Source organism: Methylobacterium trifolii, from assembly GCF_022179685.1.
In the GTDB taxonomy this organism is placed as follows: domain Bacteria; phylum Pseudomonadota; class Alphaproteobacteria; order Rhizobiales; family Beijerinckiaceae; genus Methylobacterium; species Methylobacterium trifolii.
Genome location: NZ_BPRB01000254.1, coordinates 1 through 21636, shown reverse-complemented (window position 1 = coordinate 21636; position 21636 = coordinate 1). Strand labels below are relative to the sequence as shown.

Annotated in this window: 19 protein-coding genes; 8 read left to right on the top strand and 11 right to left on the bottom strand. The window is 70.0% G+C overall.

Going from position 1 to position 21636, the window contains the following annotated elements; all coding sequences use genetic code 11:
* The 3 genes from secF to COGEMETH_RS20545 all read left to right on the top strand — a co-directional run.
* A partial coding sequence (gene secF / locus COGEMETH_RS20555) for a protein translocase subunit SecF (RefSeq protein WP_238184463.1) occupies window positions 1-480 on the top strand: 480 nt, incomplete at its 5' end.
* Between the two features lie 8 nt (window positions 481-488).
* Window positions 489-872 carry an Mth938-like domain-containing protein gene (locus COGEMETH_RS20550; RefSeq protein ID WP_238184462.1) on the top strand — a complete coding sequence of 128 codons (384 nt, stop codon included), beginning with the start codon at window positions 489-491 and terminating at the stop codon, window positions 870-872.
* A complete protein-coding gene (locus COGEMETH_RS20545; RefSeq protein WP_238184461.1) occupies window positions 869-1762 on the top strand; it encodes a phytoene/squalene synthase family protein in 894 nt (297 codons plus the stop codon). The genes COGEMETH_RS20550 and COGEMETH_RS20545 overlap by 4 nt, the downstream gene beginning before the upstream one ends.
* 7 nt (window positions 1763-1769) lie before the next feature.
* Here COGEMETH_RS20545 and COGEMETH_RS20540 read toward each other — a convergent pair whose 3' ends face one another.
* On the bottom strand, window positions 1770-3347 hold the full coding sequence (locus tag COGEMETH_RS20540; RefSeq protein WP_238184460.1) for a putative bifunctional diguanylate cyclase/phosphodiesterase: 1578 nt from the start codon (window positions 3345-3347) through the stop codon (window positions 1770-1772).
* Window positions 3348-3530: 183 nt separating this feature from the next.
* On the opposite strand from COGEMETH_RS20540, the gene COGEMETH_RS20535 reads away from it, so the two are divergent.
* The gene (locus COGEMETH_RS20535; RefSeq protein WP_238184464.1) at window positions 3531-4064 is read left to right on the top strand and encodes a GNAT family N-acetyltransferase; all 534 of its coding nucleotides are present in this window, start codon (window positions 3531-3533) and stop codon (window positions 4062-4064) included.
* Between the two features lie 29 nt (window positions 4065-4093).
* Here the strand turns inward: COGEMETH_RS20535 and COGEMETH_RS20530 are convergent, their stop codons facing one another.
* Window positions 4094-5416, bottom strand: a complete 1323-nt coding sequence (locus COGEMETH_RS20530) for a glucosaminidase domain-containing protein (protein WP_238184459.1) — start codon at window positions 5414-5416, stop codon at window positions 4094-4096.
* A gap of 349 nt (window positions 5417-5765) precedes the next feature.
* Between COGEMETH_RS20530 and COGEMETH_RS20525 the strand changes: the two genes are divergently transcribed.
* Entirely contained in the window at window positions 5766-6674 is a 909-nt protein-coding gene (locus COGEMETH_RS20525; protein WP_238184458.1) for a DUF3616 domain-containing protein, read from the top strand.
* A gap of 4 nt (window positions 6675-6678) precedes the next feature.
* Here the strand turns inward: COGEMETH_RS20525 and trmFO are convergent, their stop codons facing one another.
* From trmFO to COGEMETH_RS20500, 5 genes are all read right to left on the bottom strand, one after another.
* Window positions 6679-8103: a methylenetetrahydrofolate--tRNA-(uracil(54)-C(5))-methyltransferase (FADH(2)-oxidizing) TrmFO gene (trmFO, locus tag COGEMETH_RS20520; protein ID WP_238184457.1), complete on the bottom strand. Its 1425-nt coding sequence runs from the start codon at window positions 8101-8103 to the stop codon at window positions 6679-6681.
* A gap of 78 nt (window positions 8104-8181) precedes the next feature.
* Window positions 8182-8328, bottom strand: a complete 147-nt coding sequence (locus tag COGEMETH_RS20515) for a DUF1127 domain-containing protein (RefSeq protein ID WP_238184456.1) — start codon at window positions 8326-8328, stop codon at window positions 8182-8184.
* Between the two features lie 339 nt (window positions 8329-8667).
* The gene (locus tag COGEMETH_RS20510) at window positions 8668-8979 is read right to left on the bottom strand and encodes a GCG_CRPN prefix-to-repeats domain-containing protein (RefSeq protein WP_238184455.1); all 312 of its coding nucleotides are present in this window, start codon (window positions 8977-8979) and stop codon (window positions 8668-8670) included.
* Between the two features lie 206 nt (window positions 8980-9185).
* Complete coding sequence (locus tag COGEMETH_RS20505; RefSeq protein ID WP_238184454.1) at window positions 9186-10274, bottom strand: sulfotransferase family protein; 1089 nt, start codon at window positions 10272-10274, stop codon at window positions 9186-9188.
* A gap of 447 nt (window positions 10275-10721) precedes the next feature.
* Window positions 10722-11696: a S1C family serine protease gene (locus COGEMETH_RS20500; RefSeq protein WP_238184453.1), complete on the bottom strand. Its 975-nt coding sequence runs from the start codon at window positions 11694-11696 to the stop codon at window positions 10722-10724.
* Between the two features lie 267 nt (window positions 11697-11963).
* Between COGEMETH_RS20500 and COGEMETH_RS20495 the strand changes: the two genes are divergently transcribed.
* On the top strand, window positions 11964-12515 hold the full coding sequence (locus COGEMETH_RS20495) for a sigma-70 family RNA polymerase sigma factor (RefSeq protein ID WP_238184452.1): 552 nt from the start codon (window positions 11964-11966) through the stop codon (window positions 12513-12515).
* Complete coding sequence (locus COGEMETH_RS20490) at window positions 12512-13243, top strand: anti-sigma factor (RefSeq protein ID WP_238184451.1); 732 nt, start codon at window positions 12512-12514, stop codon at window positions 13241-13243. Before COGEMETH_RS20495 ends, COGEMETH_RS20490 begins: the two co-directional genes overlap by 4 nt.
* A gap of 104 nt (window positions 13244-13347) precedes the next feature.
* On the opposite strand, the gene COGEMETH_RS20485 is transcribed toward COGEMETH_RS20490, so the two are convergent.
* The 4 genes from COGEMETH_RS20485 to COGEMETH_RS20470 form a co-directional block, all read right to left on the bottom strand.
* Window positions 13348-13914: a fasciclin domain-containing protein gene (locus tag COGEMETH_RS20485; RefSeq protein WP_238184450.1), complete on the bottom strand. Its 567-nt coding sequence runs from the start codon at window positions 13912-13914 to the stop codon at window positions 13348-13350.
* 216 nt (window positions 13915-14130) lie between these two features.
* Window positions 14131-15096, bottom strand: a complete 966-nt coding sequence (locus tag COGEMETH_RS20480; RefSeq protein ID WP_238184449.1) for a transporter — start codon at window positions 15094-15096, stop codon at window positions 14131-14133.
* A 494-nt stretch (window positions 15097-15590) separates the two neighbouring features.
* Window positions 15591-18773, bottom strand: a complete 3183-nt coding sequence (uvrA, locus tag COGEMETH_RS20475; protein WP_238184448.1) for an excinuclease ABC subunit UvrA — start codon at window positions 18771-18773, stop codon at window positions 15591-15593.
* A 289-nt stretch (window positions 18774-19062) separates the two neighbouring features.
* Entirely contained in the window at window positions 19063-19314 is a 252-nt protein-coding gene (locus COGEMETH_RS20470) for a hypothetical protein (RefSeq protein ID WP_238184447.1), read from the bottom strand.
* Window positions 19315-19678: 364 nt separating this feature from the next.
* On the opposite strand from COGEMETH_RS20470, the gene COGEMETH_RS20465 reads away from it, so the two are divergent.
* Window positions 19679-21636: methyl-accepting chemotaxis protein (locus tag COGEMETH_RS20465; RefSeq protein WP_238184446.1), on the top strand; the 1958-nt coding region annotated here is incomplete at its 3' end.

The window sequence follows — 21636 nt, the reverse complement described above, 5'->3', positions numbered from 1 at the left end:
AGCGTGCCGACGATGGCGCCGAGCGCCATCGTCGGCACGCTGCACGACATCGTGCTGACGGTGGGCGTTTTCATCATCACCCGCATCGAGTTCAACATGACCTCGATCGCGGCGATCCTGACCATCGTCGGCTACTCGCTGAACGAGACCGTGGTGGTGTTCGACCGGACCCGCGAGCTGATGCGGCGCTACAAGACGATCCCCATCGTCGAGTTGCTCAACCTGTCGATCAACTCCACCATGTCGCGCACGGTGATGACCTCGATCTCGGCCTTCCTGTCGCTGCTGGCGCTGGTGCTGTTCGGCGGCGAGGCGATCCGGGGGTTCGCCGTGGTGATGCTCTGCGGCGTGGTGATCTGCACCTATTCCGCGATCTTCGTCTCGACCCCGACGCTGATCTATCTCGGCCTGATGCTGTCGGGGGCCAAGAGCGCCGCCGCCAAGGGAAGCAAGGGCGGCCTGCCCCAGGCGGCGGAGTAGGACGGCTCATGGCGGACGGGCTCCACGCCGGCTTCCTGCCGGGCCGGCATCCGATCGACGCCTACGGCAACGGCGGCTTCCGCTTCGGCGAGATGTCGCATCGCGGCTCGATCCTGGTGCTGCCCTCGGGCGTCCGGGCCTGGGAGGTGGCGGAGGCGCGCGCGATCGACCGTAACGCGCTCCGCCCGGTCCAGGCCGAGTCCGAGGGGATCGACCTGCTGCTGCTCGGCACCGGCCTGGACATCGTGCCCCTTCCCGCCCCGTTGCGGGCCTGGCTCAAGGACAACGGCATCGGCCTCGACGTGATGCAGACGGGGGCGGCCGCGCGCACCTACAACATCCTGGTGGCCGAGAACCGCAAGGTCGCCGCAGCCCTGATCGCCGTCGCGTGAACGGCCGGGTGGAGGATGCGACCGCGGGCACGGGCAGCGAGGGCGGCCTCGCCTTCGCGCTGCGCCACTGCGAGGCCCTGGTCCGCGCGGGCGACCCCGACCGCTACTTCGCCACCCTGTTCGCGCCGGAGCCGTTCCGGCCGCACCTCTTCGCCCTATACGCCTTCAGCCTGACCATCGCCCGCGTGCGCGAGGCCGCCTCGAACCCGATGGCCGGGGAGATCCGCCTGCAATGGTGGCGCGACGCCCTCCAGGGCGAGGCGCGCGGCGACGTGAAGGCCAACCCCGTCGCGGCGGCGGTCGAGGACGCCATCGTCCGGCGTCGCCTCGGGCGCCAGCCCTTCGTCGACCTGATCGATGCCCGCGTCTTCGACCTCTACGACGACCCGATGCCCCGGCTGAACGACCTCGAAGGCTATTGCGGCGAGACGGCCTCGGCCCTGTTCCGGCTGGCGAGCCTCGTCCTCGGGGACGGGTCCGAGCCCGGCGGCGCGGCCGCCGCCGGCCATGCGGGCGTGGCCTACGGCATCACCGGGCTCCTGCGGGCGCTGCCGTGGCACGCGCGGGCCGGCCAAGTCTACCTCCCGGCCGAGATGCTCAGGGCCTACGGCGTCACCCGCGAGGACATCGTCACGGGGCGCGGCGGGCCGGGCCTGCGCGGGGCCTGCGCCGACCTGCGCGGCATCGCCCGCCGGCACCTCACCGCCTACGAGGCCGCCCGCCCGACCATCGCTCCGGCCGCGCGCACCGCCTTCCTGCCGGCCTCCTTGGTGGGCGGCTACCTCGCCCTGATGGAGCGGCCCTCCTACGATCCCCTCAACACCCCCGTGGACACGCCGCGCTGGCGCCGCCTCTGGCGGTTGTGGCGGGCCTCGCGGCGGATCGGGTAGGTCGGCCTCAAGCCGCCTGGCGCGCGGCGAGGACGGCCTGCACCGCCTCGGGCGGGCTCGCCAAGAGGACGCCCATCGCCTCGCGGGTCATCGGCGCGCCGAACAGGTAGCCCTGGCCGAAGTCGCAGCCCTGGCCGGCGAGCCAGTCCACGCTCGCATCGGTCTCGATGCCCTCCGCCGTGGTCACGAGGCCGAGGCTGGCGCTGAGCTTGATGATGGCGTCCACGAGCTTGGCCCGCTCGTCGCTCATGGTGATGCTGTCGACGTAGCTCCGGTCGATCTTCAGCTTGTCGAACTTCAGTTCGCGCAGGTGGTAGAGGCTGGAATAGCCCGTGCCGAAATCGTCGAGGGCGATCCGGACGCCGAGGTTCTGGAGCGAGGTGAGGGTGGTGCGCGCCGCCTCGAGGTCGTTGACCAGGGCGGTCTCGGTGATCTCCACCTCCAGGCGGGCGGGCGACATGCCGGTCTCGGTCAGGATGCCCAGGATGCGCTCGCAGAGCCAGCGGTCCTGGAACTGCTGGGGCGAGATGTTGATCGCGATCTGGAGGTGGGCGGGCCAGGCGCGGGCATCGAGGCAGGCCTGGCGCAGCAGGCGGTAGCAGAGGTCGCCGATCATGCCGGTCTCCTCGGCGATGGCGATGAAGTGCGCGGGCGTGAGCAGGCCGCGGGTCGGATGGCGCCAGCGGGCCAGGACCTCGACGCCGATCAGGGTCTTCTCCGGCAGCGCCACCACCGGCTGGTAGAACGGCTCGATCTCCCCGTTCAGGATCGCCTCGCGCAGTTCGCTCTCCAGCTGGGCCCGCGCCTTGAGTTCGAGGTCCATGGCGCTCTTGAACACCCGGTAGGTGCCGCGCCCGTCCTTCTTGCCCTGGTACATGGCCAGATCCGCCGCATGCAGCACCACGTCGGCGTCCTCGGCGTCGGCCGCGATCAGGGCGATGCCGACGGTGGCGCCGACCTTCAGTTCGTTGCCGTTCCAGAGGACCGGCGCGGCGATGGCCGCAATCAGGGCCTGGGCGAGGCGCACGAGGCCGTCGCTTCCGCCCTCCAGCGGAACCAGCAGGGCGAACTCGTCGCCGCCCAGGCGCGCGGCCAGCCCCGAGGCCGGCAGCAGACCGCGCAAGCGCTCGGCCACGGCGCAGAGGACGGCGTTGCCGGCCGCATGCCCATAGATGTCGTTGACCGGCTTGAACCGGTCGAGGTCCACCAGCAGCACCGCATGCGACGGTGCGGGACCGGCCGCCCCCAGGCGGCGCGCGACCGATTCGAGGAACAGGCGCCGGTTGGCCAGCCCCGTGAGCACGTCGTGGCGCGCGATCGCCTCGGCGTGCGCAGCGGTCTCGTCCCGCTCGCGCATGGCCTGGCGCAGCAGCAGCGACTTGCGGATGCTGGCGGCGAACACGGCGAGCCCCATCAGGGCCGCCAGCATGAACTGGTCGGAGAGGTCGTGGGCCTGGATGAAGGCGTTGAGGGCCGAGAAGGCGTGGAACTGCACGCCGATGATCCAGGCGCAGGCCCCGATCATCAGCAGGCACAGGGCCTCGTAGAGTTCGCCCTCGCCCCACGTCCCGCGTCTGGCCGCCATGCGCCGTCCCTCTTCGACCCGACCAGACAGCACGCCGCGCATTAAGGCCCCCGCAAGGACCCGCTTTACATGCGGTGGGCGTGGAAGCGCGGTAAATCACGGGTTAAGTCGGCGACTGCGGGATTACGGATGGCGCTGCGGCCGTGCCTGTCCGGCGGCGCCCGCATCCCCATCTGTCCTGGCATGCTCTTCCATCGTCTCCGCCGGGACAGCCTCGCCGACATGCCCGCCTTCGAGACCGCGCGCCTGTCGATCGTGGCGCTCGGCCCCGCGGACGCCGAGGCCCTGCGCCGCCTCACAGACGATCCGGCCATCACCGGCGCCGTCGACTTCCTGCCCGCGCCCTTCACCCTCCGGGACGCGCAGGACCTGATCGGCAGCGCCCGGCACGGGCGCGACCGCTTTTTGGGGGCGTGGGCGCGGGAGGGACGCGGCCTCGTGGGCGTCGTCGGCGCGCACCTGCGCGGGGAGGGCGCCATCGAGGTCGGCTACTGGGTCGGCGGGGCCGCGCGCGGGCGCGGCTTCGGGGCGGAGGCGGTGGCCGGGACGCTGGCCCTGCTCGCGCGCCGCTTCCCCGGCCGCAGCATCGTGGCCGAGTGCCGGCCCGGCAACGTCGCCTCCTGGGGGCTGCTGCACAAGCTCGGGTTTCACGATACCGGCGAGGACGGCCACCGGCCCGGGCGGCGGGTGCTGGTCCGGGACCAGGGGCCACGCTGAAGCGGAGCGCCGTGCGGGGATGGCCGATGTCAGGCCACGAGAGCCTGACGCTCCGCCCAGGCCTTCAGCAACACGGCGCGAAACCGGCCCATCGGCATCGGGGCACCCGGCCCCGCCGCATCGGGCTCCCCGAGGGAGCCGCCGGGATCGACTTTCCGGCCTGGCGAGACTTCATCGTGCCCGAAGACGTAATCGAGGCGGAATGTCCTCGGATGAAGCTGCTTCAGCCAGAGCATCACGCTGACCAGGGCCGCGAACTGTTTGTCCGTATAGGGCACATAGGCTCCGGCCCTGATGTTCCCCTGCCGCTGCTTCACGAGCCGCAGCTCGCCCGGCTTGTAGAGTTCCCCCTTGGGGTTTGCCACCGTCGCCCGGCCCTTGGCGTCCAGCACGACGTTTCCGTGGCTGTCGCGCACCGCGTCGAACCACGGTACGTAGACCTGGGCATCGGCCGTCGGATGGACGAGGCCGGGACTGTTGACCTCGAACCCGACGTAGTAACGGCTCACCCCCTCCCGTTTGGTGACCGGGCACAGGCTTTTACCGGCGTGATAGCCCCACTTGGTCCAGTCCATGTTGTTCGGCAGATAGATCTTGCCGGTTCGCGAGATCGTGAGGTAGGCGAAGCCATTGGATTGGGCGCCCGCAAGCGTGTTCCTGGCCCCCCATTCGAGGTCGTCGGCCCCTCTCGTCGGCCTCGTCCGGCCCGCATCGTAATGCACGATCGCACCTTCGAGACCGTTCGGACGCGCCCCCCTGAAGGGATGGGTGACCTGCGGCAGCGCGACGAAGTCCGGCTCCTCGTCCACGGCCATGTGGTCGAACAGCGTCTCGCCGAGTTCGGCGCGGCTCGGCCTCTCAGATTCCCCAAGGTCGGCGAAAGGCGTCGTCTCGGATGTTCCCAGCAGGGCTTCGGCCTCCGGCAGGATCTGCATGACCTTCTCCACGTAATTCGGGTCTCCCGCATAGCCGCGACTCTTGAGGAACCCGAGAAAACCGCGCGGATCGTCCGCATAAGCCTGCCAGCCATCGTAGACGGACCGGCCGATGAAACGCCAATAGCCGCGGACGAATGCCTGCGCTGAGGGAAAAGCACAGTACAGGTCGGTGCCGTCATGGGCTTCGTAGACGATCTTCGTCGCGAAGCCCGCCATCTCGGGACGCCACTTCAGACCGGCGAAATTGCCGTATCGGCGCGACAGGTCCGAGCGCCCCCGGCCGGATTCCAGAGCCCATTGCGCCAAGGTCACCGCCCGCAATGCGGAAGCAGGGATCGCGGTCGATCTCGCAGCATCGACCAGTTCGGCCCATGACGGCATGACGATCGAACCCGGCACGATTTCGACCGGCAATCGATATCTTTATAAAATCTTTCTGGCAAGATGTTGCGCCTCTAAATTCAATCGTGCATCAAATCTGTCAATTCTCGGCCTCCTCGTCGAGGTCCATGCACAGAAATTATGAATAATCTAAAATAACGCAAGGATTTATAAAATGATCAGATCGAATGCGCCCAAAATCTTTCCTGCAAATCGACTTTTATACGAACGTTTTCTGATTTTTGCGGCCGTCTTTATGATCATCGGCGCCGGATCGATCTCGGTCGACGCCGCAGAGCACTGGAAAACAGCGGGGAAATTATTTGGGAAACCGGACAAGTCGGATCCGTCCGATATCAAGAAGGGCAAGAAGGCCGAGGACGTGAGCGGCATCGCCTGCGCGTCCGACGTGGAGTTTCCGCGCATCTGCCTGGTCGCCGACGACGAGTCGCAGGGTGCGCAGATCGTGATCCTGCGCGACGGGAATCTCGTCGCCGGACGCTTCATCCGGCTGCTCGACGCGGCCTACGAGGGCAAGCCGCTGGAGCTGGACGCCGAGGGCGTCGCCTATGCGGACGGCGCCTTCTACGTGATCGGCTCTCACGGCCGTCCCCGGCACGAGACGGGCGCGGAGGCCAAGAACGCAGCCAAGGCGGAGGCGACCCGGCACCTGTTCCGGATACGCTTCGATCGGAACGCCGTCGACCTGAAGACCGGCCGCCTGGAGGGGGAGCCGGAGATCGCGGGCACGTCCGCGCTGTCGGGGATCATCGCGGCGATCCCGGCGCTGGCACCGTTCCACGACAAGGCCCTCGAAGATGGCGGCCTCACGATCGAGGGCGTGGCGGTGCGGGACGGGCGGCTCCATGCCGGCCTGCGCGGGCCGGTCCTCAAGGACGGCAGCGCCGCGATCGTGTCGGTGCCGCTGGCGGGCCTGTTCGAGGACAAGCCCGGCACGGGTACGCTCGCCACGGTGGCGCTCGGGCCCGACAGCCGCGGCCAGCCACGGGGCGTGCGCGACCTCGTCGCCATGCCGGACGGGTTCCTGATCCTCGCCGGGCCGATGCTCGACCCGGACGACGGCGCGGTCGCGAAGGGGGATTACACCGTGTTCTCGTGGAGCGGCGCGGGCGTGCCGAAGAAGCGGCTCGATCTCGCCAGCTACGGCCATAAGGTGAAGCCCGAGGCGCTCGTGCCCCTCGATCGCCGGGACGACGGCGTGCGGGCGCTCGTCTTCTTCGACGGCCCGGACGAGGGGGCTCCGCGTCCCGTCGAGGTTCCGCTGCGATAGGGCGTTACTGCGCCGCCTCGGCCTGCCCGCCGGCGCCCGCGATCCAGTCCGCCAGGTCGCCGCGCGCCCGGTCGGTCATGGCCCGCTTCTTCAGGGCGGCCTTCTCCGGTCCGCGCAGGCGCTTGCCGGTCTCGTTGCGCGGGGCGCTCGCCAGCGGCGGGAACAGGCCGAAATTCACGTTCATCGGCTGGAACGAGCGCGGCGTGCCCGCATCCTCGGCCGCGATGTGGCCGCCGGTGATGTGGGCGATCAGCGCGCCCAGCGCCGTGGTCTGGGGCAGGGGGGCGAGCGCACGCCCCTCCGCCTCGGCCAGGGCGAAGCGGCCGGCCATCAGGCCGATGGCCGCGCTCTCGACGTAGCCCTCGCAGCCGGTGATCTGCCCGGCGAAGCGCAGGCGCGGCTCTGCCTTCAGGCGCAGCGTCGCGTCCAGCAGGCGGGGGCTGTCGAGGTAGGTGTTGCGGTGCAGGCCGCCGAGGCGGGCGAACTCCGCGCTCTCCAGGCCGGGGATGCTACGGAAGATCCGGACCTGCTCGGCGTGGCGCAGCTTCGTCTGGAAGCCGACCATGTTGTAGAGGGTGCCCAGCGCGTTGTCCTGGCGCAGCTGCACGATGGCGCAGGCCTTCACGGTCGGGTCGTGCGGGTTGGTCAGCCCCACGGGCTTCATCGGGCCGTGGCGCAGGGTCTCGGGGCCGCGCTCGGCCATCACCTCGATCGGCAGGCAGCCGTCGAAATAGGGGGTCGCGGCCTCCCACTCCTTGAAGCTGGTCTTCTCCCCCGCGATCAGGGCCGCGATGAAGGCGTCGTACTGCGCCCGGTCGAGGGGGCAGTTGATGTAGTCCGCCCCGGTGCCGCCGGGCCCGGCCTTGTCGTAGCGCGACTGGAACCAGGCCTTGCCCATGTCGATCGAGTCCCGGTGGACGATCGGGGCGATGGCATCGAAGAAGGCCAGCGACTCCGTCCCGGTCAGAGCGCCCACCGCGGCGGCGAGGCCGGGGGCGGTGAGCGGCCCGGTGGCGACGATGCTGGAGCCCCAGGCGGCGGGCGGAAGGCCGTCCACCTCTTCGCGCACGATCGTCACGTTGGGATGGGCCTCCAGCGCCGCGGTGACGGCCGCCGAGAAACCGTCGCGGTCGACGGCGAGCGCCCCGCCGGCCGGAACCTGATGGGCGTCGGCCGCCCGTAGGATCAGCGAGCCGAGGGTTCGCATCTCCTGGTGCAGCAGGCCCACCGCGTTGCTCTGCGCGTCGTCCGAGCGGAACGAGTTCGAGCAGACGAGTTCGGCCAGGCCGTCGCCCTGGTGCGCCTCGGTGCCGCGCACCGGACGCATCTCGTGGATCACGGCCCGGTGGCCGGCCTCGGCGATCTGCCAGGCGGCTTCCGAGCCCGCAAGGCCGCCGCCGACGATATGGATGGTGCTGGGTCCCGTCATGCCCCGGAATAGCGGAGGGGCGCTCCCCGAATCAACGGGGGCGCCCCTGCCGAGTACCGGTCTCGCGACGGCGAAGGCTCAGCCGCGGGCGATGCCCCGAATCTCGTACCGGTTGATGCCGAGGTCGGCGAGGTCGCGGTCGGACAGGCGGGAGAGCTCGCTCACGGTCTCGCGATACCGGAGATAGGCGCGGACACGGCTCAGGACGCTACGGGCGGTGGACATGACGAAGACGACCTCTGTTCAGGCAGACGGTGACGACCGCTTGGGCACCGCTGCCTCTTGTTGGTGCAACGCAACATATAGTCACGCTGCAGCCCGGCGTCAGACGCCCGATCGAGCATCAGACATGCGCCCCACGCGCACGAAGCCTAACGTTTCGTCAATATCTCGTCTGGTCATTCCTTGAGCACATGGAAATCTCGGTCGTCGCCCGTGGTCGATACCGCAGCGCGGTCGTCGCTACCGGCGACCGGACGTGAAAAGGGCGCCCCATCGACGATGGGACGCCCCAGTCCTCCGTTGCATCGGGCCGCCCGGCGCAGGGCCGGGCGCTCTCGCGGATCAATAGAACGGGCGCGGGCCGTAGAAGCCGTAGGGCCGGTAGACCGGCCGGGGCCGGACATAGCCGTAGGCGCCGTAGCCGATGGGGCGGCCCCAGTACGGGCGGGGCCCCCAGTTCGGGCGGCAGACGCCCCACGGGTTGGGATGGAAGCCGGGGCCGCAGCCGCCGGCCACGGTCTGGACCACGGCCTCGCCGGACAAAGGCTGAACGGCCAGGGGGGCGGCGCCCGCCGCCGTGGCCAGCCCCAGGCTGCCAGCGACCACGGCGGCCATTCCGAATGCCCTCGCGCGGGGCGCGTTCACACGCGTCATGACGGGATCTCCTTCCTCACCCGGCACCGGTCGAACCGTGCGGGCGAGTGAGACGCTGAACCCGGCCGGATGAACCGATGCTGACGGGCGGCCGCCCGAGGCCGGGGACTGCGATTCCCGACGAAAGGGACATCGGCTCATCGCAGGACAATGTGAAGCATCGGGCGTTTCGATCCGTGCTCGATCCGACCGGACCGGGCGCGGGTTCAGACGAGCGTCGGTTTGATCGACATGAGCCCGATTCCGAGGGGCCGGTTCTCGGCCAGAGGCTCCTGATCCGACCGCTTGGGCCGCGGTATGAAGATCTCGAACTCGACCACTCCGTCCGGGGCGTCGCAGACGAAGTCGCTGCGCTCATGCGGCCTGCCGGCATCGACCACCTTGTTGACGACGTAGATCGCCCCGTCCTTGGGCTTGATGGCGAAGTCCACGCTCCCCCTGTCGCCGGGCCATGCGATGTAGGACAACTCGATCCAGACCTTGGCGTCGGCCTTGGCGCCTTCGATACGGAACCTGATCTCGGCATGTGTCCCGTGCGTCCAGCATCCCCACCCCTCGACCGCACCGAATCCCTTCCGCAGGATGTAGCGCGTGGTTTCGGGCTTGTTGCAGGCGATGATTTCCCCACTCCGCACGGGCGCGACGACGTTCGGAGTCTGGGACAAGTGCTCGGACAGGGATTTCGACATCCATCCGGTCACGAGTTCTCCGAGTCGGGTCTCGACCTCCCGACGATCCAGGGCCGGAAGCCTGTAGTCCCTTAGGGCTTCGGGTGTCTGATCGAAGAGATCCTCGAACGTGTTCTCGACGCCGAGGAATGCAGCAATGCGGGCCATCTCACCGTGATAGTCGGCCGCAAGATCCTCATAGCGGACGAAGATGTCGTCCGGTGATCCGAGCCTGAACTCCGACGCCAGATATTCCCAATTGTTGATCCATTCGATGATGGCATCGTGGATCGACGTGACATGCCAGCCGTCTCCCCCTGCCTGCGTCTGTACCATGCGACGCATCGACGAGGCGATCACGTCGACAGGATTCCGGACGATGGTGATGACCTTCAACCCGCCCAAAGCCACCCGCAGGGCCTGCACGGCGTTGGCATCGTAGATGTTGGGCGTCTTGTCTCCCACCGCAACGAGATCGGTCTTGCCCGAGACGATCTGAAAGAAGCTCCGCAGGAAGGCCTGCTCGTCCCGTGCACGTCGCGGAATCGGGAAGGCATCCCGGTTGACCGTCTGGACCCGCGTCCAACGCGCTTCGTCGAACTGATGCAGCGTCCGTAGATCGGACAAGACAGGGACTTCATCATTGATAACAAGACGCTGCCTGCCAATCAGTCGGTCGGCTTGATCGCGCCCATCTTCGGTATAAAAAAATCTATCTACAATATTTAACAGTGCAGATATTTAGTATTCATGAGTGCATACCATATGGGGATGCGAATTAATAATATTTTGCATCATGGTCGTGCCGCTGCGTGGCGCTCCAGAGACCAAGAACCAGTTTAATTTCCCATTTTCGGGCATGAAGCGTCCTGTACCTCTCAGCGTTTGATTACCGGCGCAATTATCATAGGCATCACGCGCACGGTAGCAATTCTGGCGGGTGGTCGAGGTGTCGGCTGCGGCGCGGGGCGGCTGCCGGTCACGCCTCAAGGCATCGGTCCGACGAGTGGACGCCCTTAGCATCGCACGCACCTTTTGGGCGACCGAGACCGTCCCAACGGCTCGGCAGCCCCATCAATGCAGCGGCGGCGCCTTCAGGAAGCGCTCGCGGTCGCCCGAGACCAGGGTCAGCTTGAGGGAGCGGCCGTCGCGGCCCACGGTCAGCGGCACGCGCACCCCGGCCTCGCCCAGGGCCCAGACGCTGCGGAAGAAGTCGGCGAGGTCGGCCACGGGCTCGCCCGCCACCGCTTCCAGCACGTCGCCCGCCCGCAGGTCGCCGGCCTCGGCGGGGCCGCCGTCGGCCAGGCCCATCACCACGACGCCCTCGTCGCTCTCGGTGGCGTAGAGCCCGAGCCAGGGCCGGGCCGGGCGGTTCGGGCGCCCGCGCGAGGTCAGGTCGTCGAGGATCGGCGGCAGCAGGTCGATGGGCACCACCATGTTGATGGCGCGCGAGCCCGAAGTTCCGCCCTGCTGCAGCTGGAGCGAGCCGATGCCCAGGAGTTCCCCCCCGGGGCCGATCAGGGCGGTGCCGCCCCAATGGGGGTGCGAGGGGGCAGTGAACAGGGCCTCGTCGAGGACGTATTCCCAGTAGCCGGCGAATTCCTGGCGGGCGACGACCTCGACGGCGACGCAGCGCTGGCGGCCGCCGGCGCCGGCCACCACGGCCCGGTCGCCGACCTTGAGGGAGGCGGACTTGCCCAGCGGCAGGGCCGGCAGGCCGAGCGACCCGAGCGCCTGCACGAGCCCGAAGCCGGTGGCGGCATCGAAGCCGAGGACGTGGCCCGGGACCGAGCGGCCATCGTGCGTGGTGAGCCAGACGGTGTCGGCCTCGGTGACGAGGTAGCCGATGGTGAGGACGAGGCCGTCCTCGCGGATCACCACGCCGTTGCCCGCCCGCTCGGTGCCCAGGGTCTCCGCGGTGAAGGCACCCTCGGGCACGCGCGCGGACAGGGAGACCACGGCACTGAGCGCACGCTCCAGGTCGTAGCCGTAATCGCCGGGCTTCGGTTGCACCGAGGCCGGGATCTTCCACTCACCCTGCGAGGCCATCGGGTCCCTTCACCAATCGAGCCGGCCCCTTGCGACTCCCGTGCCGGCCGGGACGGCGAGCGCGGGCACCGCGCGCATCCCGGATGTAGGACGCAAGCAGGGAATCGGCGACTCCCGCGTCGCAGGACGACGCGGGTCCGCGTCCTATCCTCAGCAACATGGGGCCGAACGGTGGCGCGCGGGTGGTTTCCGCCTTAATAAATCCGCCCGAGACCCTCCCGCCCGAACGAACGGTGGCGATGTCACGCCCGCAGCAGGTAGCGCCCCTTGCGTGAGGACACGGATCTGCTGCCGCTCCTGAAGCGGGTCGCTGCCGGCGACGAGGCGGCGCTGCGTACGCTCTACGACCTGACCAGCCCGAAACTTTACGGCGTGATCCTGCGTATCCAGCGGGATCGAAGCGTGGCCGAGGACGTGCTTCAGGACGTCTACCTGCGGGTCTGGCAGGCGGCGGGCTCCTACGCGCCCGAGGCCGGCCGGCCGCTCTCCTGGCTCTGCGCCATCGCGCGCAACCGGGCGATCGACGGCCTGCGCCGTAAGGGCGAGATCCAGGGGCCGGTGCACGAGGACGGCGAGGATTGGGTGGAGCGGCTCATCGACCCGCATGACGGCGAGGCGGCGCTCGTCGGCCGCGACGCCCTGAACGCCTGCCTCGGGCGGCTGGAGCCGGCCCAGCGCGCCTGCGTGGTGCTGGCCTATTGCGAGGGCCGTTCGCGCGAGGAACTGGCGGCCCGCTTCGACCGGCCGGTCAACACGATCAAGACCTGGCTGCACCGCTCCATCGCCGCCCTGAAATCCTGCCTGGAGGGCCTGTCGTGAGCGCGGGCCCCGACGACACCGACCGCGACTTGGGCGACCGCGCCTCGGGCGACCGCGACCTGCGCGCCGCCGAGTACGTGCTGGGCACCCTGCCGGGGCCGGAGCGCGCCGCCCTCGACCTGGAGCGCACCGTCGACCCGGCGACGGAGGCGATGGTGCGGGCCTGGGAGCGCCGCCTCGCCCCCCTAGCGCTGGCCGCTCCCGAGGTCGCCCCACCGCCCGGTGCCTGGGAGGCGATCCTGCGGGCGCTGCCGCGCCGGGCCGGCACCTCGGACGGCCGGGTCGTGGCCCTGAACCGGCAGGTTCGGCGCTGGCGGCTGGCGACGGCTGCGGCCGGCCTGCTGGCGGCCGGCCTCGCCCTGTTCGTCGCCGTGGGCCCGCGCGGGCCGGCGCCCGCAGCGCCGGGCGCGCGCTACCTCGCGGTGGTGCAGGGCGGGGGCGCCCTGCCGGCCCTCGTCGTCACCGTGGACGTGGCGGCCGGCACGGCGCAGGTGCGCCCGCTCGGGGCCGAGACGCCCGCGGGCAAGAGCCTGGAACTCTGGTACGTGGGCGCAGACGCCGCCCCGAAGCCGATCGGCCTCGTCGGTACGGCGCCGGGGCGCATCACCCTGCCGCCGGGCGCGAGTGCGGACGGGGTGATCGCGGTCTCCGTGGAGCCGCAGGGCGGCTCGCCGAGCGGGCTGCCGACCGGGCCGGTGATCTACACGGGCAAGCTGATCCGGGAGTGAGGCCCACGACGGGGCCCGAGACGAAAAAACACCCCGGACCGTGAGGCCGGGGTGTTTTGGCGTGTGCGGCCCGTGCCGGAGCACGGACCGCGGATCGCGATCGATCAGGGCTGCAGCACGCCGTTGATGACGTGGATGACGCCGTTCGACTGCATCACGTTGGCGATCGTCACGGTCGCGGTGTTGCCCTTGGCGTCGGTCACGTAGACCTTCTTGCCCTTGGTTTCCACGGAGAGGGGGGCACCGTTGACGGTCTTGAGCGTCGCCTGACCGCCGCCCTGCTTGACCATGGCCATCAGATCCTTGGCCGTCAGCGTGCCGGGCACGACGTGATAGGTCAGGATCGACGTCAGCGTGGCCTTGTTCTCGGGCTTCACCAGGGTCTCGACCGTGCCGGCCGGCAGCTTGGCGAAGGCGGCGTTGGTCGGCGCGAACACGGTGAAGGGGCCGGGACCGGAGAGGGTGTCCACGAGGCCCGCGGCCTTCACGGCGGCGACCAGGGTGGTGTGGTCCTTCGAGTTGACCGCGTTCTCGACGATCGTCTTGTTGGCGTACATCGGCGCGCCGCCGACCATCGGGTTCTTGGCGTAGGCGGCGGCCGGGAGCGCGGCGCCGAGCGAGAGGGCGAGGGCGAAGGCGGCGAAGCGACGGCCGGCATTCATCGTGGTCATGGGGTTTCCTTGCCTGTCAGCCCCGTCACGCGGGGCAGTACCGGCCCTTACGGGGCAGGCGAGAGGAAGGTTTCGCACCACAGGGGCCACGACGGCCGATGGCAGCCGGATCGTTTGCGCCGGCGCATGAAAAAGCCGTCTGGCCCAGGGGCCGGACGGCTTTTTTGGCGATCGGAGACCGTGCCGGCCCCGGATACGGGGCCGGCGGCTTGGGCCTCAGTACTTGCGGACGAGCGGGGTCGGCGCGAGGGCCGCGGCCTGGGCCGTGTAGAGCGGCGCGATGATACGGAACCAGCCGCGGGTCTCGTCGGCGAAGGCGCCCACGCCGCGATCGGCCACCGTACGCGTCACCATGAGCTGGGCCTTGAAGGGTCCGAAGTCGTAGCCGACGAGGCCACCGGCCGCGAACGTGCCGACCTTCGCGTAGTTAGCGTAGAGCGCACGGTTCCGGTTCACCGGCAGGTCGGTGTAGCCGTAGGCCACGGCGCCGATCTCGAACTTGCCGAAGGTCTTGGTCGCCGTCAGGTCGATGTACAGGCCGTCGGCCTGCGGCTGCGGGCCGAGGAAGGCGCCGACCTGACCGCCGAAGCGGGCGGCGTCGTCGACCGTGAGGTTGTAGGTGAGCGCCCCGGTCAGGTTCCAGCCGTCGCCGGTGTACGAGGTCGCGAAGGTTTGGCGGATCGTCGTGGAGGCGAGGTTCGCGAGGACCGGGGTGCAGCCCGTGGTGATCAGGGCGCCGTTGCAGAGCGAACCACGATCGCCGACGCCGATATAGGCGCCGACGAGGTAGGCGGCGCTCAGCTTGTTGCCCAGGTCCCAGGCGAAGATGTTACCGATGAAGGGGTTGTAGAAGTAGCTCTGGCTCTGGTTCGCCAGCGGGGCCGGGTTGTTCGTGCTCACGAACACCGACGGGACGGCGATGACGGGCATCAGGGTCGCGCCGAGGAGCTTGTAGCCCGTCGACCAGACCAGGATCGGAACGTTCACGCCGACGTCGGCGCTGTTGCGCGCGTCGCCGCGGCCCATGCTGAACGTGTTGATGGCGTAGACGCCCTCGGGCAGCGGCCCGTAGGCGAGGCCGACCTGCTCACCCGGCTGGGTGACGGGAGCAGCCTGGGCGATCGTGGCGGTCATGCCGACAGTCAGTGCGACGGCACCGGCGGCGAGCCAGTTCTTCATCATTTTCTCATTCCTTCCCAAGGATTTCAGGCGTCCGTCCCGCAGCCTCGGCACTTCATTGCCGGCCCGCCGTTCTGTGCGGGGGCCGTCCGATGCTGCCAAGTGCCCCCTTCGGAGCCGTCCCAAGTCTCAACGTCTCGGACTATTCTACAGGGCCGGTCGGAATGACAGTGGAATGCCTCCAGTCTCGGCAGAGAAGGCCCTACCGTTGCGCAAAAGTCGCATTTTTGCCGCGACGCAACACCCGACGCGACACGCTGAAAACCCCCGTCCCGGAGGTCGGATCGGCAAAATAACTCAGAACGGTCAAGCTCTTGTCCGGCAGGTCCGGCCGGGAACTTTCGGCAATGGCGCGGAGGCCCGTCGTGCGGCGCCGTCCGGCCCCGCAGGTCCGGTCGCGGCCCGCGAAACGCTCCGCGCGGGCACCGCGACCCCGCGACGACCGCGAATCGGGGACCGTCCCGCCGGGCTCGGCGGCAGCGGGCGGCAGGAACTGCCTACTCGGCGGCAGCCCGCCCGGTGCCGCGAGTCGCCACCGGGCGCCGCGCCAGCACGTCGCGCAGGAACCGGCCGGTGTGGCTCGCCGTCGAGGCGGCGATCTGCTCGGGCGTGCCCTGCGCCACCAGACGGCCGCCGCCGTCCCCGCCCTCGGGGCCCATGTCGATCACCCAGTCGGCGGTCTTCACCACTTCGAGGTTGTGCTCGATCACCACCACCGTGTTGCCCTGGTCGACCAGCTCGTGGAGCACCTCCATCAGCTTGGCCACGTCGTGGAAGTGCAGCCCGGTGGTGGGCTCGTCCAGGATGTAGAGGGTGCGGCCGGTGGCCCGCTTCGACAGCTCCTTGGAGAGCTTCACCCGCTGCGCCTCGCCCCCCGACAGGGTGGTGGCCTGCTGCCCGACGTGGACGTAGTGCAGGCCGACCCGCTTCAGGGTCTCCATCTTCTCCCGGATCGCGGGCACGGCCTTGAACAGGTCGGCCGCCTCCTCGACGGTCATGTCGAGCACGTCGGCGATCGACTTGCCGCGGTACTTCACCTCCAGGGTCTCGCGGTCGTAGCGCTTGCCCTTGCACACGTCGCAGGTGACGTAGACGTCGGGCAGGAAGTGCATCTCGATCTTGATGACGCCGTCGCCCGCGCAGGCCTCGCAGCGGCCGCCCTTCACGTTGAAGGAGAAGCGCCCCGGCTGGTAGCCCCGCGCCTTGGCCTCGGGCAGCGCGGCGAACCAGTCGCGGATCGGCGTGAAGGCGCCGATATAGGTGGCCGGGTTGGAGCGCGGGGTGCGCCCGATCGGCGACTGGTCGATGTCGATGACCTTGTCGAGGTGCTCCAGCCCCTCCAGCCTGTCGAAGGGCGCCGGGTGCGCGTGCGCCCCGTTCAGCTTCTTGGCCACAGCCCTGTAGAGGGTGTCGATGATGAGCGTCGACTTGCCCCCGCCGGAGACGCCGGTGATGCAGGTGAAGGTGCCCAGCGGAATCTCGGCGTCCACGTCCTTGAGGTTGTTGCCGCGGGCCCCGAACACCCCGAGCTTGCCCTTGCGCCCCTTGCGGCGGGCGGTCGGCGTGCGCACCGAGAGTTTTCCGGTGAGGTACTGGGCGGTCAGCGACTCGGGATGGCGCAGCACCTCCTCGGGCGTGCCCTGGGCGATGATCCGGCCGCCGTGGATGCCGGCGCCCGGCCCCACGTCCACCACGTAGTCGGCCTGGAGGATCGCGTCCTCGTCGTGCTCCACCACGATCACCGAGTTGCCGAGGTCGCGCAGCCGTTTCAGGGTGCCGAGCAGGCGCTCGTTGTCGCGCTGGTGCAGGCCGATCGAGGGCTCGTCCAGGACGTAGAGCACGCCGGTCAGCCCCGAGCCGATCTGCGAGGCGAGCCGGATGCGCTGGCTCTCGCCGCCGGAGAGCGAGCCCGAGCCGCGGGCGAGCGTCAGGTATTCGAGGCCGACATCCACGAGGAAGGTCAGCCGGTCGCGGATCTCCTTCAGGATTCGCGCCGCGATCTCGTTCTGTTTGGGCGTCAGCCTGGCCGGCAGGTCCGAGAACCAGCGGTGCGCGTCGCTCACCGAGAGGGCGGTCACGGCGCCGATATCCTGCATCGCGACCTTGACCGCCAGCGCCTCCGCCTTCAGGCGCTTGCCGCCGCAGGCGGCGCACGGCGTCTCGCTCATGAAGCGGGAGATGTCTTCCCGCGCCGCGTCGCTCTCGGTCTCCTTGTAGCGCCGCTCCAGGTTCGGGATCACGCCCTCGAAGGGTTTGTTGACGGCATAGGCCCGCATGCCGTCGTCGTACTCGAAGCGGATCGACTGGCGCCCCGAGCCCTGGAGCACCACGGCGCGGGCGGCCTCCGGCAACTGCCCCCAGGGCGTCGTGGTCTTGAAGCCGTAATGGCGCGCCAGCGCCTCCAGGGTCTGCCCGTAATAGGGGGAGGTGGACTTCGCCCACGGACCGATCGCCCCGCGCTTCAAGGTGAGGTTCGCGTCGGAGATCACGAGGTCGGGGTCGATCCGCATCTCGTGGCCGATGCCGCCGCAGGTCGGGCAGGCGCCGAAGGGGTTGTTGAACGAGAACAGCCTGGGCTCGATCTCGGCGATGGTGAAGCCCGAGACCGGGCAGGCGAAGCGCGACGAGAACGTGATCTTCCTGGGATCTTCGCCCTCGGGAGCGTCGGCGAACTCGATGTCGGCGATGCCGTCGGCGAGTTCCAGGGCGGTCTCGAAGGATTCGGCCAGCCGCGCGGCGATGTCGGCCCGCACCACGATCCGGTCCACCACCACGTCGATGTCGTGCTTGAGCTTCTTGTCCAGCTTGGGCACGTCGTCGATCGGGTAGTATTCCCCGTCGATCCGCAGGCGCTGAAACCCCTTCTTCTGGTAGTCGGCGATCTCCTTGCGGTACTCGCCCTTGCGCCCGCGCACCACCGGCGCCAGGAGGTAGAGCCGCGCCTTCTCCGGCAGTTCCAGCACCCGGTCGACCATCTGGCTGACCGTCTGGCTCTCGATCGGCAGGCCGGTGGCCGGCGAGTAGGGGATGCCGACGCGCGCCCAGAGCAGGCGCATGTAGTCGTAGATCTCGGTGACGGTGCCCACCGTCGAGCGCGGGTTCTTCGAGGTGGTCTTCTGCTCGATGGAGATGGCCGGCGAGAGACCGTCGATCTGGTCGACGTCGGGCTTGGACATCATCTCCAGGAACTGGCGGGCATAGGCCGAGAGGGACTCGACGTAGCGGCGCTGGCCTTCCGCGTAGATCGTGTCGAAGGCCAGCGACGACTTGCCCGAGCCCGACAGCCCCGTGAACACCACCAGCCGGTCGCGGGGGATCGTCAGGTCGACGTTCTTGAGGTTGTGCTCGCGGGCGCCGCGGACCGAGATCACCCGGTGGTCGCGGCCCTGCGGCGGGGCCGCGTCGAACAGCTTTTCGAGTTTGGCATCCACTGCAGTCTCGGCCTTCTGCGCGGAGGCAGGCCGCGCGGCCGGCTTGGGGGCGGGGGATTTAGCGGTGGGGGCCTTGGCTGCGACGGGCTTGGATGCGACGGGCTTGGATGCGGCCTTCGCAGCCGGCTTGCCCGCGACGGGCTCGGCCCTGGCAGCGGGTCCGGTCTTGGCGGCGGTCCTCGCGGCAGCGGTCTTGGCAGCAGCGGGCTTGGCAGCAGCAGTCTTGGCGGCGGCTTTGGCTTCGGCCATGGGCAGGCGGTCTTTCGCGGCGTCGGCACATGCGGGGTTCGACGGCCGCGCGCGGCCGCAGAACCGGGACATGTCGTCCGTTTCCCCCTGCGGACAAGACGCGGCAGGCAAGACGCAGGCCCGGCATGCTTCGCCGCCTGCTAGAACAAAATAAGTACGCAGGCAACTCGCGGCCAGGCAACTAGCGGCATCGGGTCGGGCGACCCGGCCGGCAGACACGAAGACGCCTCGGCCGGGTTCGGCCCCCGGCGCGCCCGGTCGGGATCGCGCCGGGGCCGTCGCCGGCGGCTTACTGCATCGCCTTCATCGCGGCCTCGCTGGAGGAGGCCTTGGGGTTGGCCTTGCAATAGGCCCGCATCTTGGCATCGACCGCGGCGGCCTGCAGGTCGGCGGCGAGCATGGCCCTGTCGGCGGGGCTCAGGGCGGCCTGGGCCTGGGCGTCGGCCACGAGGTAATCGGCACAGCTCAGGTCGCCGGTCTGGGCCTGGGCCGAGGCGAGGCCGGCGAGCAGCAGGCTCGCGGCGATCAGGGTACGGGTCATGGGTTCGGAGTCCGGGCTCGCTCGACACGCGCGCCGGACGGGATCGTCCCGGCGCAGGGCGGCCCGCCCTTCTAAGGTGAGGAAACGGGTCCGTCTTGCCCGTGCGTCCCGACGCCTTGACGCTGCGTCCTTTTCTCTGCCCTTCGGGGCCGGCCTCGACCTTCGTCGGCCGACCCCTCGTCACAGCCCTACAGGGGCGGCCGGGTTTCTCACGATCCGCCCGCTACGCCGCGCGGCGGCATCGCCCGCGCCGACGGCATCGTGCGCAGATATTGTGCATCCAGAACTGCGCAAACCTTTCGTTTACCCAGCATTCCATACAACCTGTGAGGGTAATTTAAGCATAACCTCGTTGGGCAGGCGCATGGTCGGACTTTTCCCCGATTCCCTGAAGGGTCGCATCCTGGCCGTCGCCCTGGCCCCCTGCCTCGCTTTCGGGACGGTGGCCGGGCTGTCGGTTTCCGACCGCATGACGCAGCGCGCGGAGATGGGCCGCGTCGAGGACCTCGCCGGGCTCGCCTCGCGCATCAGCCTGTTCACGCACGAGGCGCAGCGGGAGCGCGGCGCCTCCAGCCTGTTCCTCGGCTCCAGGGGCACGCAGTTCAAGGCGGAACTCGCCGCGCAGCGCAGCCGGACCGATGCGGCGCGCAGCGGCCTCCCCGAGGCGGTCGCCGCCGGGCAGGCGGCCTACGGCCCCGCCTTCGCCCGCCGGGCGCAGGCGCTGACCGAGGCGCTCGGCCGCATCGAGGCGCAGCGCAGGGGCATCGACACCCTCGCGCCGACCGTGCCCGAGGCGGCCCTGTTCTTCACCGGCCTGATCGGCGAGGGCCTGGGCATCGTGCGCGAGATGTCCGGCCTCGTCGGCCATGCCGGCATCGCCGCCCGGGCCTCGACCTACGCCGCCTTCCTGTCGTTGAAGGAGTATGCCGGCCAGGAGCGCGCGGCCGTCTCCGCCGCCTTCGCCGCAGGCAGCCTCGACCTCGCCGGGCTGAAGCGCCTGGCTGCCCTCTCGGCCAACCAGGGCACCTACGAGACCCTGTTCCGGGCCGGTGCCGAGCCGGCCCAGGCGGCCCGGCTCGACCAAAGCGAAGCGAACGAGGCCGCTCGCGAGGTCGGACGCCTGCGCAGGCTCGCCCTCGACACCCTGCCGGGGGAGGCCCTGGCCTTCCGCGACGCGCCCCACTGGTTCAGGCTCGCCACCCAGCGCATCGACGGCCTCAAGGGCGTCGAGGACGGCCTGACCGCCGACCTCACCGCCGCCGCGGCAGACGTGCGCGCGGCGGCCGACCGCGCCCTGACGATCTGGACGGCGGCCGGCCTTCTCGTCTTCCTGCTGTCCGGCGCCCTCGCCTTCGGCCTCGGCTCGGCGATCGCCCGGCCCCTGATCCGGATGTCGCGGGCATTGACCGCGATCGGGCGCGGCGAGGAGGACGTGGCGATCCCGGACGGCGGCCCGCGCGAGGTCCGCGCCATCGCCGCCGCCGCGGTGGATTTTCGCGACAGCGTGACTGAGCGCCGCCGCGGCCGGGAGGCGCGGGAGCGGATGACGGCGGAGAACGCCGCCGCCCAGCGCGCGGCGGCGCTCGGCCTCGCCGACGGCTTCGAGCGGCAGGTCGGCGGCATCGTCGAGGCGGTCTCGGCGGCCGCCGCCCAGTTGGAGGCCGCCGCCCAGGGCCTGTCGCGGGCGGCCGACGACACCTCGGCGCTCAGCCGGCGGGTCGCCTCCGCCTCGGCGGACGCGGCGCTTTCGGCCGACACGGTGGCCGCGGCCACGGAGGAGCTTTCCGCCTCGGTGCGGGAGATCGGCACCCAGGTCACGGCCTCGGCCGACCTCGCGGCCTCGGCCGAGCGCGACGCGGAGGGCATGGCCGGCGAGGTCCGCCGCCTCGCCTCGGCCGCCGGCAGCATCGGCCAGATCGTCGGCCTCATCTCGGACATCGCCGGCCAGACCAACCTGCTGGCGTTGAACGCCACCATCGAGGCGGCGCGCGCCGGGGAGGCGGGACGGAGCTTCGCCGTGGTCGCCTCCGAGGTCAAGAACCTCGCCGGCCAGACCGCCCGGGCCACCGAGGAGATCGCCGCCAAGGTCTCCGAGATCACCGCCTCCACGGAGGCCTCGGTCTCGGCCATCACCGGCATCACCGGGGTGATCCAGCGGCTGTCGCGCATCGGCGGCGACATCGCCGCGGCGGTGGATCAGCAGGGCGCGGCCACCGGCGAGATCGCCCGGACCACCGCGCAGACCTCGGAGGGGACGCGTGCCGTGTCGAGCCACATCGCGGGCGTCAGCGAGGCGGCCGGCTCGGCGAGCGCCGGCTCGGC